The organism is Mycobacteroides franklinii (assembly GCF_002013895.1).
GTDB lineage: Bacteria > Actinomycetota > Actinomycetes > Mycobacteriales > Mycobacteriaceae > Mycobacterium > Mycobacterium franklinii.
Map to the genome: position 1 here is coordinate 171,700 of NZ_MAFQ01000004.1, position 12,533 is coordinate 184,232.

General features: G+C 64.1%; 12 protein-coding genes. 2 read left to right on the forward strand and 10 right to left on the reverse strand.

Features of this window, described 5'->3' with window-relative positions; all coding sequences use genetic code 11:
• Position 1 precedes the first annotated feature (1 nt).
• From B4393_RS06715 to B4393_RS06725, 3 genes are read right to left on the reverse strand one after another with little or no spacing between them, the layout of a single operon-like run.
• Positions 2 to 934, reverse strand: coding sequence for an ABC transporter substrate-binding protein (locus B4393_RS06715; RefSeq protein ID WP_078333465.1), 933 nt, complete (start codon positions 932 to 934; stop codon positions 2 to 4).
• Entirely contained in the window at positions 931 to 1,692 is a 762-nt protein-coding gene (locus B4393_RS06720; protein ID WP_078333466.1) for an amino acid ABC transporter ATP-binding protein, read from the reverse strand. Before B4393_RS06720 ends, B4393_RS06715 begins: the two co-directional genes overlap by 4 nt.
• Positions 1,689 to 2,570: an amino acid ABC transporter permease gene (locus tag B4393_RS06725; RefSeq protein WP_078282406.1), complete on the reverse strand. Its 882-nt coding sequence runs from the start codon at positions 2,568 to 2,570 to the stop codon at positions 1,689 to 1,691. The genes B4393_RS06720 and B4393_RS06725 overlap by 4 nt, the downstream gene beginning before the upstream one ends.
• 123 nt (positions 2,571 to 2,693) lie before the next feature.
• On the opposite strand from B4393_RS06725, the gene B4393_RS06730 reads away from it, so the two are divergent.
• Positions 2,694 to 3,089, forward strand: a complete 396-nt coding sequence (locus tag B4393_RS06730) for a PPOX class F420-dependent oxidoreductase (protein WP_070938190.1) — start codon at positions 2,694 to 2,696, stop codon at positions 3,087 to 3,089.
• Here the strand turns inward: B4393_RS06730 and B4393_RS06735 are convergent.
• The gene (locus B4393_RS06735) at positions 3,086 to 3,706 is read right to left on the reverse strand and encodes a TetR/AcrR family transcriptional regulator (RefSeq protein WP_070938189.1); all 621 of its coding nucleotides are present in this window, start codon (positions 3,704 to 3,706) and stop codon (positions 3,086 to 3,088) included. The two genes, B4393_RS06730 and B4393_RS06735, sit on opposite strands and share 4 nt — an antisense overlap.
• A 97-nt stretch (positions 3,707 to 3,803) precedes the next feature.
• On the opposite strand from B4393_RS06735, the gene B4393_RS06740 reads away from it, so the two are divergent.
• On the forward strand, positions 3,804 to 5,309 hold the full coding sequence (locus B4393_RS06740; protein WP_078333467.1) for a carotenoid oxygenase family protein: 1,506 nt from the start codon (positions 3,804 to 3,806) through the stop codon (positions 5,307 to 5,309).
• Positions 5,310 to 5,324: 15 nt separating this feature from the next.
• Here B4393_RS06740 and B4393_RS06745 read toward each other — a convergent pair whose 3' ends face one another.
• The 6 genes from B4393_RS06745 to purT form a co-directional block, all read right to left on the reverse strand.
• Positions 5,325 to 8,318 (reverse strand): MMPL/RND family transporter, encoded by a 2,994-nt coding sequence (locus B4393_RS06745; RefSeq protein ID WP_078333468.1) that lies wholly within the window; start codon positions 8,316 to 8,318, stop codon positions 5,325 to 5,327.
• Positions 8,319 to 8,328: 10 nt separating this feature from the next.
• A complete protein-coding gene (locus B4393_RS06750) occupies positions 8,329 to 8,802 on the reverse strand; it encodes a hypothetical protein (protein ID WP_078333469.1) in 474 nt (157 codons plus the stop codon).
• A gap of 63 nt (positions 8,803 to 8,865) precedes the next feature.
• Positions 8,866 to 10,098: an O-succinylhomoserine sulfhydrylase gene (locus tag B4393_RS06755; RefSeq protein WP_078333470.1), complete on the reverse strand. Its 1,233-nt coding sequence runs from the start codon at positions 10,096 to 10,098 to the stop codon at positions 8,866 to 8,868.
• Entirely contained in the window at positions 10,095 to 10,520 is a 426-nt protein-coding gene (locus B4393_RS06760; protein ID WP_070938184.1) for a rhodanese-like domain-containing protein, read from the reverse strand. Before B4393_RS06760 ends, B4393_RS06755 begins: the two co-directional genes overlap by 4 nt.
• 46 nt (positions 10,521 to 10,566) lie before the next feature.
• Positions 10,567 to 11,025 (reverse strand): Rv0361 family membrane protein, encoded by a 459-nt coding sequence (locus B4393_RS06765; RefSeq protein ID WP_078333471.1) that lies wholly within the window; start codon positions 11,023 to 11,025, stop codon positions 10,567 to 10,569.
• Positions 11,022 to 12,491 carry a formate-dependent phosphoribosylglycinamide formyltransferase gene (gene purT / locus B4393_RS06770; RefSeq protein WP_078333472.1) on the reverse strand — a complete coding sequence of 490 codons (1,470 nt, stop codon included), beginning with the start codon at positions 12,489 to 12,491 and terminating at the stop codon, positions 11,022 to 11,024. Before purT ends, B4393_RS06765 begins: the two co-directional genes overlap by 4 nt.
• Positions 12,492 to 12,533: the final 42 nt, after the last annotated feature.

The following is a 12,533-nucleotide window of genomic DNA, read 5'->3' on the forward strand; positions in this document are numbered from 1 at the left end:
GTCATCCTTGCCTGGGTAGTCCGCGGGGATTGATCTCCGACTTGGAGACCGCCTCGTTCTCCAATCCCCAGCGCTGCAACACCTTACGATACGTGCCGTCGGCAATGGCGTGATTGACGGCATCGGCAAGGGCGCGCACCAACCCGTTGTCCTTCTTGGTGAGCACCGCAATCTCACCTTGCAGCGCCTCCCCCGCGCCGGAGAAGGTGCCCACCAGCTTGGTCTGCCCAGTGGCCTCCGAATGGAAGACCGCCGACGGGTTCGGCCCCACGTAGGCATCGATACGGCCGGAGGCCAGCGCCAGGTAGTAGCCGGTGGCCTGCTGGAAGTACTTGAGATCGGCCTCGGGCAGACCCTCCGCGACATTCTCTTCGTTCCACCGCACCAGCAGCGCCTCCTGGTTGGTACCGGACCCAACACCGATGGTCTTGCCGGCGATATCCCTGGCGCCCTTGACCTTCCAATCCAGCGACCGCCGAGCCTCGAAGGTGACGTTGTCCAGACGATAGGTCGCGAAGTCGAACTTCTCCTTACGCTCCTCGGTGACCGTGACATTGGAAATAAAGGCGTCCACCTCACCCGAATCCACCTTGACGAAGTTCTGCGCCCAATCGGCCGAACGCAGATCGACACGCAGCCCCAGAACGTCTGCCGCCAGATAGGCGATATCCGTCTCGATCCCGATCATCGTCTTGTCATCGTCGGCGTAGAACCGCAGCGGCGGTAGCGAGCTGGCGTCCCCCGTCACAATGAGCGTGCCGCGCTTGCGGATGGCCTCGGGCACCTCGGCGGCAATGGCGTCGACCCTGGCGACCCGGATGCGGTTCTGTTCCGGGCTCAGGTTGAAGGACGACGATGCGGCTGGCCCCGCTCCTTCGGCGCACCCGGTCAACATGAGCAGCGCGGCGCAGAAAAGCGCGGCAACGCATCTCATGACAGCACCTTCGACAGGAAACTCGCGGTGCGCTGATGCGACGGCTTGTCCAGTACTTCGGTCGGCGGACCCTGCTCAACGATGGCGCCGCGATCCATGAAGACCACGGTGTCGGCGATCTCCCGGGCCAGGCCGATCTCGTGCGTCACGATCACCAGGGTGGCGCCGTCCCGCGCGAGCTGCCGAATCACGTCCAGGACCTCGGTCACCAGCTCGGGGTCCAGCGCCGAGGTGGGCTCGTCAAACAGAATGACTTTGGGCTGCAGTGCCAGAGCACGCGCGATGGCCACCCGCTGCTGCTGCCCGCCGGAGAGCCGACGCGGATACTCCGCCGCCTTGTCGGCGACTCCCACACGGTCCAGCAACCGGGTCGCCTCGGCCACCAGCTCGGCACGCGGCGCCCGACGTGCCGCCAGCGGTGCCTCGATGACGTTCTCCAGCACCGTCAGATGCGGGAACAGGTTGAAGTTCTGGAACACGAAGCCAACCTGCGCGCGCTGCCGCAGAATGGCTCGCTCCGATAGTTCGTGGAGCACCGATCCCCGCTGCCGGTATCCGATGAGCTCACCGTCGATGCGTATCGTCCCCGCGTCCACCTTCTCCAGGTGGTTCAGCGTGCGCAGTAACGTCGACTTTCCTGATCCGGACGGACCGATGATGACCGTCACCTCACCCTGTCGCACAGTCAGATTCACGTCGCGCAGTGCGGCGATCTGACCGTAGGACTTACTCACCCCGCGCACCTCAATGGTGCTCATCGATGTGCGCCCCGCGCGTAATGCCGCTCGATGTAGTACTGCACCACGGTCAACACCGAGGTGATGACGATGTACCAGACCGTCGCCACCATGAGCAGCGGCACCACCCGTCCGTTGCGGCCGAAAATGACCTGCACCTGATAGAAGAGGTCGGCGATGGCCATGGTGGACACGATGGAGGTGCCCTTCACCAGGCTGATGACCTCATTGGCGGCGTTGGGCATGACCGATCTCATGGCTTGCGGCAGCACGATCCGGAAGAACTGGCGACGGCGCGGAATACCCAGTGCGGCGGCGGCTTCCAACTGCCCCTCGTCGACGGACACGATGCCGCCCCGGATGATCTCGGCAAAATAGGCGCCCTGATGCAGGGTCAACCCGATCACCGCGGCGGTCAGACCGCTGAGCAGCTCATTGGTATCGATGGTGATCAGGCTCGGGCCGAACGGGATGCCGAAGCTGATGGTGTCGTACAGGTAGGCGATGTTGAACCAGAACAGCAGCTGCACGATCAGCGGTATGGAGCGGAAGATCCACACGTACGTCCACGAAATGGCTTGCAATACGGGATTCTTGGACAGTCGCGCGGCCGCCAGAGCGATACCGAGCACAAATCCCAGCACCGTGCCGTAAATGGTCAGCCGGATGGTCAGCCACAGCGCGGCCAGCACTGACTTGGCGGTGAAGTAGCGCGCGAAGGTGGGCCAGTCCCACCCTGGGTTGCGCACCAAACCGTGCACGAACATGGCGACAAAGATCAGTGCGATGGCCGAAAGGATCCAGTTCCCCGGACGCGGGCGGCGGCGCACCCGCAGCACCGGCTCGGCGGCCTCGTGAGCCACCCGAGCGCGCGGCAGCGCAGCAGGTGCCGATGTCATGCGCTCGAACCTAGGAACACCGACCAGTGCACAACAGTCTTTGGCTCCCGGCGAATCGAACGGCGGCTATCCGTCATGTTCGACCGGGGAAGCATCGGCGCCACTCGGATGTTCAAATAGGTCATGCCAGAAATCCCCGCGGGCTTCGAAGATCTCTTGGAACAACGGCTCTACGGCCACCTGGCCACGGTCGGTGGCGACGGCTCAGCGCAGTCCAGTCCCATGTGGTTCGACTGGGACGGCGAGCGGCTGCGCTTCACCCACACCAAGAAGCGGGCCAAGTTCCGCAACATCCAGGCCGAGCCACGGGTCGCGTTCTCGATCCTGGACCCCACCAACCCGTATCGGTATCTGGAGGTGCGCGGCACCATCGACCAGGTCGACGACGATCCCACCGGGTCTTTCATCCAGGAACTGGCCCACCTGTATCAGGCACCGTGGGCCGGGACGAGCACCGGCGACGAGGCCGACCGCGTCATCCTGTACCTGCGGCCCACCAAGTTCGTCAGCCACGGCTAGGTCAGCGGTCCCAGCAGCCGCATACACATATCGGTGGCCTTTGCACCGAGTTCGCCTGCACTGCATCGGCTTTCATCGGCAAGCCAGTCCTCCATGAGGAGAGTGACGCCCCCGACGCCGAACACTGCGGCATCGAGCAATGCCGGCTCAGGTGTGGACACCCCTGGCGCGATGGTCAGGAGTATCGCCCGTGCCACACGGTGCTGGAGTGTTCGGCGCTTGGCGGCAAGTCCGGGATATCCAGCCAGGTCGGATGTCAGGATCCGCAGCACCGCCCGATCCGCGACGGACTGCTCGAGGTACGCCGTGAGCCCCGCCGTCAGCTGTGCGTGCGGGTTGTCACCGGCCAGCCTTCCGGCCTCGGCCATGGACGCGAACAGTTCGGTGAACACGTCGTCCACGATCTGCAGAACCAAATCGCCGATCACCTCGAACTGCTCATAGAAGTACCGATCGGTCAGCCGGGTCCGGGCACACACGCCTCGAACGGTGACCGCGGCCAGACCCTTGTCACTCCATAGCTCACGGCCCGCGCGCACCAGTGCGGCGCGCCGCTCATCTCGGCGCTGCTCCCGCGTCTTGCCGCCGTATGTGCGGTGAGTCTGACCGTTTGTCACGCGTAAACGCCCTTCGTCTTGACATAGGCAACCTACTCGCTAATGTTGAGGACACCCGTCATCAGAAACTGCCCGACAACGCGGTCTAGGAGATTTCATGACAGTTGCGCCCCAGCATTCAGCCTCCGACACGGACTTCGAGGAGCTCATCTCCCGCCCCTTCGAGTCCCAGCTGCGCGAATACGACTACGAGGTCACCGAGATCGACGGGACCCTGCCGCCCGCGCTGACTGGCACGCTTTTCCGCATCGGCCCCGGCAAGTTCGAAGTGGGTAGCACCGTGCTGCGCACGATGTTCGACGCCGACGGCATGGTGTCCCGATTCATCCTGGACGGTTCCTCGGTCCGCTTCACCAACCGATATGTGCGCACCCAGCAGTTCCGGGACGGGTTGCAGCAGGGCCCGATGCGCAGACCCGGGATCACCACCCAGGTGCCCGGGAAGCTGTTCGCCAATCTCCAATTGCCGGCGAACGCCGCGAACACCAACATCGTGTCACTGGCCGGGGAAATGCTGGCGCTCTGGGAGGGCGGGCCGCCACATCGGCTGGACCCCGACACGCTGGAAACTTTGGGCACCAACGACTTCAAGGGCAATCTTGGCTATGTCGGCGCCTTCTCGGCACACCCGAAATGGGATCCTGTTACGGGCGAGATGTTCAACTTCGGCCTGGACGTCTTTCCCACACCGCGACTGCGCTGCTACCGGGTGAGCCCCAGCGGCCAACTCTCGCAGATCAATTCGGTAACCCTGTGGGATATGGGCTGGAACCACGACTTCGCGCTGACCGAGAAGTATCTGGTCTTCGTCCTCGATCCGATTCGCCCCAACATCGGCCAGCTGCTGCGCGGTAAGCGTTTCGACGAGAGCCTCGAGTACCAGCTGACCAATGGCAGCACCAAGTTCATCCTGGTTCCCCGTGACGGATCCAAACCACTGGTCATCGAGCACGCGCCGCAGACCCATATCCACGTCACCAACGCATTCCAGGACGGCGCGGACGCGGTGGTCGAGTTCGTCAGATATGAGAGCCTCGAGTTTCTGCGGCGATCACTCGACGCCGCCATGGGGCCCAAGGACCATCCAAATCCTCATCACCATCTGGTAGTCCGCGAATGGCCGGACAGCCACCTGGTCAGATTCCGCATCTCGCCCAGCGGCAAGATCACCGAGGAAGTGGTGTCACAGTCCGCGAAAATCGAATTCCCGCAATATGACTGGCGCCAATCGACCCGCAATCACCAGATCACCTATACCGCGGGCACGCTGGAACACCGGGGCCACTACAACGGCATCTTCAAGTTCGACCATCGCACCGGCGCCATGACGCACTGCGATTTCGGGAAGGCCTCGGTCTGCGAACCTCTCTTTGTGCCGCGTGACAAGGACTCGGCACAGGATGACGGCTGGCTGCTCACGGTCAATCACGATCTCGTGGAGAATCGTTCGCAGCTGATCATTCTCGATGCGCGCGATGTCGAGCAGGGCCCCCTGGCAGTGGCGCACCTGACACATCACCTGCCGATAGGGTTCCACGGAACCTTTAACCGGCGGGTTGCCAATCCCCATGCACCGCTACCGCATCCGAAAATGGTGGCCTAGCAGGCCTGTACCCGGTCACGCCTTGGAGGGCCACCAGCTCAGCTTGCCGAAGGCTTGAGCCAACGTCGGCACCATCAGAGTCCTGACGATGAAGGTGTCCAGCAGGATGCCCACGCCGATGATGAACCCCATCTGCACCATCTGATTGACCGAACCGACCATCATGCCCAGCAGGCTGGCGGCGAACACCAGACCGGCCGAGGTGATCACCGACCCGGTCTGACGCACGGTCCGGATGATGCCGAGCCGCATGCCCCGGGCACTCTCCTCTCGCAGGCGCGAGATGAACAGCATGTTGTAGTCGGCCCCGACAGCCACAATCAGCACAAAGGTCATTGCCGGGACGGCCCAATCCAGCTGTTGCCCAAGGACAACCTGGAACACCAGCACGCCGATGCCCAGTGACGCGATATAGGTGAGGAGCACCGTACCCAGCAGGTACAGCGGCGCGACAACGGCCCGCAGCAGTAGACACATCACCAGGAAAATGATGAGCAGCGTGACAACGATGATCTCGCGCAGATCACTGTCGTAGGCCTTCTTCAGATCGGCGTTGATGGCAGGGAACCCGCCCACCGACACCGTGGCACCGGCCAGCGCGGTGTTGGGCGTGGCCTCGTTGCCGACGCGCTCCATATCGCGGCTCAGCTGCATCGCCTCGGGTCCATAGGGATTGAGCGGTGATTGCACCAGATACATGGCGGTGCGGCCGCCGTCCTGCAGGAATGCCGAACTCAGCTCCTTGAATCCGGGATTCTGCAACATCGCTCCGGGTACGGAGAAACCGGATGCCGCAGGAGAATTGGAGTCCTTGCCAATGGTCTGCAGAGTCACCGCGGCCTCGCCCATCGACCGCACGGTGTCCTCGAGTTGGGTGTTCAAATCGCGGATCCGCACGCCCATCGTCTTGACGGAGTTCATGTCGACGCCGAGACCCTGCAGCTGCTGGAAGTAACCCGAGATACGTTCGAATTTGTGTTCCATCTCAGGTAATTTCGCGAGCAGTCCGCGAATCTGCTTGAACTGATTGTTCATATCACCGAGCAGCTGTGTGATCGTCTTGCCGCCGGTGACCGCCCGCACCGACTCGCGCAGGTTTTCCGCCGACGAGAGCGGCCCCGTGTCGCGTAGCTCAACGAGCTGATCACGCAGCTTGACGCAGTCGGGTTGCACCGGGCAGAACGGAGATTCGGACAGTGTCTGGGTCAACGATGCCCCGGCGTTCAGTGCGGAGAACGTGGCCTCCACCGAAGGTCCCATCGTGGCCAGCTGGTCCACCATGCCCGCCACCGTCCCCATCTGGGATATCAGCGACTGATAACGATCAAGCTGTCCCTCAACCTCTTTGGCCATTGACAGCATCTGCGGCATCATCTGCTGCATCCGGGCCAGATCCCCGTCACCCAGCTCGTTGGTCATGGCCGACATGACGTCGGCCAGCTTCGACATCCGTTCCAGCTGCGGCCGCAGGTCGGCGTTGACCTGTCCACTCGTCTTGTCGATCTGCGTTCCCATGTACCCGATCTGCCACGCCAACGTGGCCTGGGTGAGCTTGTTCCCGTCAGGCCGGGTGATGCCGACGACCTTCCCGACCCCCGCGAGCTGGGAGATCCGCTCTGCCATCTGGTCAAGGTCTGCCAGTGCACGCGGATTGCGTAGATCCGAGGGTGCCTGGATCAAAAGATATTGCGGCATTACCGAATTGGTGGGGAAATGCGCATTGAGAGTGCGCATACCCTGGTTCGACTGGGCCGAATCCGGCAGCACCCGCGACATGTCGAAACTGGGTCGCATGAAGGGGACGAAGGACGCGGCCGCCAACAGGATCACGATCGCCACACCGAAGACGGGCCAGGGGTGCCGCACGATGTTCACACCCATGCGGTGCCAGTACACCCCCGCCCGATCAGGCCCCGGCAGACCCAACCCGCGCGTGGCGGCCAGGCTCAGCGTGGCCGGCAGCAGGGTGGTGACCACGAAGAACGCGACGATCACCCCCATCGACACCGCCGGTCCGGCCGCCGCGAGGAAGGCCAGCTTGGCGGTCAACTGTGCGATGTTGGCGATCGCCACGGTCGCGGCCGTCGCCAAGATGACCCTGGTCATCGAGCCACAGGCATGTGCCAGGGCTTCCGGCGGCGCCTCCCCCGCGCGAATTCTCTCGTGATACCGACTGACCAGGAACACCGTGTAGTTGACGCTGGCTCCCATCAGCACCGCCATCATCAGTCCGGCCGATACCGAGGACACCGGGACCAGGCTCCGATCGGCGAGTCCGGCGATGACGCCGCGCGCGATGAGCAGGCTCATGCCCATCACCAGCAGCGGCAGCATCGCGGTGAACCACGATCGGAACACCAGCAGCAGAATGAGACCGATGACCACCACGGTCACCGCACCGATCTTGGGCAGATCACCCAGCGCGGCGTTACCCATATCGGTGACGGTCCCCGCCGCCCCGGTGATGTTCGCGGTGGTGGTCGAGCCGACGAAGGTCTGCTTCACCAAGTCATCGACGGATCGATATGCCCGCTGCGCCAACGGGGTACCGAGATCACCTGCCAACCCCGCCATCGCGTACCAGGTGGTGCCGTCCTCGCTGAGAACCTGCTTACGCGCCACCGGGTTGTTGCGCATCCGGGGATCGCCCAGCTGATCCTGGACGAACGTGACGTACTCCTTGTTGCCGCCCAGCCGGTCGATCAGCGCGGAGTACCGTGCCTGCGCATCGGCGTCAAACCCCTTGTCGCTGTGCATCACGATGATGACGGCGTTGTCGATCCCCGGGCGGCCAAACGCCTTTCCCATCTCCTTCATCGACGCCAGTGCTGGACTCACCTCACCCGTCGGCAGCGGACTGACCGAGTGCTCGTTGGCCACCCGCTCCAGTTGCGGCCACGCGACATTGACGAGAACAGCGACTGCTATCCACGCCAGTATCACCAGCTTTGCGTGCTTGGCCACGAAACGCCCGGCCCGTTCGAACGCCGGACTGTATTGGTGCGACATCCTGGGCTCCTCAGATCAACGGCGGAAAGGTGACACTGGGAATGCCCGGCACACCGGTCATCGGCATCACGGTGTAGCGCAGGGTGAAGGTCCCGCCGAGGTCGTCGCCGACCACCAGCACGGTGTACTTCTTGTTGAGATAGGCGTCCTGGCCCACGACGGTTTGATGTTCGAATCCGGCCTCGGTCAACAGCGTGCCCGCTGTGGCCACGGCCGACGCGTCGACGCCGCTGACCATCAGCGTTCGAGAATCGCCCTCGGAGTCTTGGCGATACGTGCCCTTGACGACCGGTATATCGCGCGGAAAGTCCGCCGGCAGCGTGCTGGCACCGGGCGGAGGCGGCGGAATGGGCGTGATCGGCGGATATGTGGTGCGCTCTACGGCGCCGCCCACGAAATCCGACATGGAGCAAGCGGCCATGGACAGCGAGATTCCTATGGCGGCAAACACCAACACCGCGACATGAACGCTTCGTTGCGTCATGACGGGGATACTACAAAGGCTTTGCCCTTAGTGCTAGCCCCTGCTAACTAAAGCTAGCCCGAATTAGCTCAGCGCCCGATCCAGGTCCGCGATGAGGTCCTCGGTGGACTCCAGCCCGACCGACAGACGCACCACGCCGTCGGACAGCCCGATCGCCGCCCGGCCCTCCGGCCCCATCGCGCGATGGGTCGTGGTGGCGGGGTGCGTGATGAGCGACTTGGAGTCACCCAGGTTATTCGAGATGTCGATGAGCGAGGTCCCGTCGAGCACCTCGAAGGCGCGCTGCTTACCCGCGTCGCCGTCGGCGTCGAGCTCGAAGGTGACCACGGTGCCACCGCCACGCATCTGCCGCTTGGCCAGCTCGTACTGCGGGTGCGTCTCCAAAAATGGATACCGCACCCAGCGCACCGCCGGATGCTGCTCCAAGAACTGCGCGATCTTGAAGGCCGATTCGTTGGCGTGACGCACCCGAAGATCCAGCGTTTCAAGGCCTTTCACAAGAGTCCAGGCATTGAACGGGCTCAGCGCAGGCCCGGTGTGCCGCATCAGCGTCTTGACCGGGCCCTCGATGTACTCGGCCTCACCCAGGATGGCTCCGCCGAGTACACGCCCCTGCCCGTCGATGTGCTTGGTGCCGGAGTAGACCACCACATCGGCGCCCAGCGGGATGCCCTGTTGCAACAGCGGGGTCGCGAAGACGTTGTCCAGCACCACCTTTGCGCCAGCGGCATGGGCCAGCTTGCATACCGCCTCGATATCCACGAGTGATTGCATTGGGTTGGAAGGGGTTTCAAAGAAGACGGCCTGCGTGGGAACCGACAGCGCCTCCTCCCACTGGGAAAGGTCTTCGCCGTCGACGAACACGGTCTCCACACCCCAGCGGGGCAGGATCTCGTTGCACACCACGAAACAGGAACCGAACAGGCTGCGCGCGGCCACCAGCCGGTCACCGGCGCCCAACAGCGCACCCAGTGCGGTGAAGACCGCCGACATGCCCGTTGCCGTCGCAAACGCGGCCTCGGCACCCTCGATGAGCCGCAGTCGCTCCTCGAACATCGAGATCGTGGGGTTTCCGTATCGCGAGTACACGTACCGGTCGACCTCACCGGTGAACGCCCGCTCGGCGGCGGCCGCGCTCTCGTAGACGTATCCGGACGTCAGGTACATCGCCTCGGCGGTCTCTTCGAACTCGGAACGCAGCAGGCCACCCCGTACCCCGATGGTCGCCTGACTCACGCCCTCGGGAAGCTCCTTCGGAATCCGTACCGACGGGATGCCGTCAGGGGTCAGATTCATGACTGCCGCCACGGCAGACCGATGGCGCGCCAACCGACGCCGCCCCGGTGCCCGTTCTCGTCGAGGTTGCCCTCGAACCCGTCAAGCACGTTGTAGGACGGTGCGATTCCCGCCTCGGTAGCCAGCTCCGCCGAGCCGATCGAGCGGTTTCCGGACCGGCACAGGAAGATCACCGGCCGATCATCCCCTTGCGAAGGCCCGGTCACGCCCGCAGCCGCCAGTTCCTCGAGGAAGTCGCCATTGCGTTCACCGTTGGATCGCACCCACTCGATGTATACGACATCGCGCCCGAGCTCGGTGAGATCGGGGACGCCGACCCACTTCCACTCGGCCGACGTGCGCACATCGACCAGTACCGCTTCCGGGTTTTCCTTCAGCAGCGCCCACGCCGCCTCGGGGGTGATATCTCCTGCGTAGCCCACGAAGAGCCAGTCTATTGGTTGTGATGATGCGCTTGCGCGAAGACCATCAGTACTGACTGCATACTCTCCACGAGCCGTCTTCCTTGACGAACGAGACGTCCGCGGTGAGCTTGTTGTTCTCGGATTTCATGTAGTGATAGGTCACCGAGGCGCTGGCCGAGTCGGACTTGACGACCACGTTCTGAACGTCGTCTATGTAGCGGTTCCCGTGTGCCGCCTCGGATTTGTCCTGCGCAGCAATCACATTCTGTTCCGGTGCGGAGACGGCGCGGCACGTCACCTTCAGGTAATCCGCATAGGCGTGACGTTGCAACGCGTCATTCTGCGCGTTGACCGCCTGCCCCACTCTGCCCTCGTCGGTCAGGCCGTCACCCGACCGGAAGATCGTGGATACCGCGATACCGATCACCACGATTCCAAAGACCGCCGCGCCTGCGATGAAGGGAGCGATACTCCCTCGATCTTCGGGGCCGTCGGCATCCGGCGTCTGATCCTGCGATGTCACCGCAGATGCCTGGCGACCTGCTGCGCACGGCTCAACGCCAACGCGGTATTGGGGGCGGTCGCCAGTGCCACTCCGATGCGGCGGCGCCGGTGAGCTTCTGAATGCCCGAACAGCCGAAGATCGCTCTCGGGTATCCGCAGCGCCTCGTCGAGCTGCCGCGGCGACGGACCGTGGCTGTCGCCGTAGACCACCTCGGCGGCCGCCGGCGACACCAAAATGGTGTCGATGGGTACGCCCAGCACCGCGCGTGCATGCATGTCGTATTCCGACAGCCGCTGCGACCGCACGGTTACCAGCCCGGAGTCGTAGGGGCGCGCACTCACATCGCAGAAGTAGACCTCGTCACCGCGGACGAAGAGTTCGACACCGTAAACACCATGCCCGCCAAGGGCGTTGACCGCACGGGCCGCGATCGAGCGCGCCAGTTCCAGGGCCGCCTGACTCAGCGGCTGCGGCTGCCACATCTGCATCGCATCGGTACCGCTCTGCCGGTGCGCGATGGGCTCACAGAAGTACAGCCTGGTGGCGCCACCGACTCCGGCGGTCCGCACCGTCAGCAGCGTGATCTCGTAGTCGATCTCCACCGCGGTTTCCACCATCACCCGCTGGCCGCCGCCGAGGTTCGACGCGATGGCCCGATCCCACGCCGGCGGGGCGTCGCTGTCACGCAACACCACGGACTGGCCCTGCCCGTATGCCGCCGATACCGGGCGCACCACCGCCGGGAAGCCGGACGTCTCCAGTACCTTCTGCAGCTCTTCGACCGAATTCGCGAACCAGTACGTGGGTGTCGGCAAGCCGAGCTCCTCGGCCGCCATCCGCCGCATCCCCTCGCGGTCACCGGCAAGACGCACGGCCTTGGCCGTCGGGATCACCTGGGTGACCTTGCCCTCGGCCAGTTTGTCCAGCGCCTCGCGCGACGCCGCCTCGACCAAGGGCACGACGAACCGGGGCCGTTCCTTGTCGACGAGCTCATACAGGCGCTCCGACTCGCCGATCGGCGCCAGTACCGAGCGATCCGCCACGCCTTGGGCAGGTCCGCCGGTCCCCGTGTCCGCCACAACCACTTCGGCTCCCAGCCGCTGGAACGAGATGGCCAGTTCCTTGGCCAGCTCACCCGAGCCGAGCAGCATCACGGTGGTGCGATTTCCGGCAATCGGTTTCGGCAGGTCGACGGGCACATCCTCGAGTACCGGTGCCGGGGCGTCTTCAGCTCTGTCCTGCGCCGCGTTCTCGGGGGTGGTCGGGGTGACGTCCCGCGCGGGCGCATCGGCCTCGACGGTGTTCGTGACTGGTTTCGGGGTCTTGACGACCTTGGAGCCGGATTTCGCGCCGTTGGTGGCTCGAACGGCGTCTTCGGTCACCGGCGCCGCCTCGGCGGGCACGGGTTTGACGATGTCTGTCGACCCCGTCGTCCCGCGCTCGCTGGGGGGCGAACCCTCCTGCGTCACCACGATGCCATTCACGCCTTCCGGTCGGTCTGCAGCCCTATCGGACCGTGCCTAGCG

Excerpts from the sequence above, each read along its gene's own strand:
- B4393_RS06715 (WP_078333465.1), bottom strand. The coding sequence starts at position 934 with ATGAGATGCGTTGCCGCGCTTTTCTGCGCCGCGCTGCTCATGTTGACC.
- B4393_RS06720 (WP_078333466.1), bottom strand. The coding sequence starts at position 1,692 with ATGAGCACCATTGAGGTGCGCGGGGTGAGTAAGTCCTACGGTCAGATC.
- B4393_RS06725 (WP_078282406.1), bottom strand. The coding sequence starts at position 2,570 with ATGACATCGGCACCTGCTGCGCTGCCGCGCGCTCGGGTGGCTCACGAG.
- B4393_RS06730 (WP_070938190.1), top strand. The coding sequence starts at position 2,694 with ATGCCAGAAATCCCCGCGGGCTTCGAAGATCTCTTGGAACAACGGCTC.
- B4393_RS06740 (WP_078333467.1), top strand. The coding sequence starts at position 3,804 with ATGACAGTTGCGCCCCAGCATTCAGCCTCCGACACGGACTTCGAGGAG.
- B4393_RS06745 (WP_078333468.1), bottom strand. The coding sequence starts at position 8,318 with ATGTCGCACCAATACAGTCCGGCGTTCGAACGGGCCGGGCGTTTCGTG.
- B4393_RS06750 (WP_078333469.1), bottom strand. The coding sequence starts at position 8,802 with ATGACGCAACGAAGCGTTCATGTCGCGGTGTTGGTGTTTGCCGCCATA.
- B4393_RS06755 (WP_078333470.1), bottom strand. The coding sequence starts at position 10,098 with ATGAATCTGACCCCTGACGGCATCCCGTCGGTACGGATTCCGAAGGAG.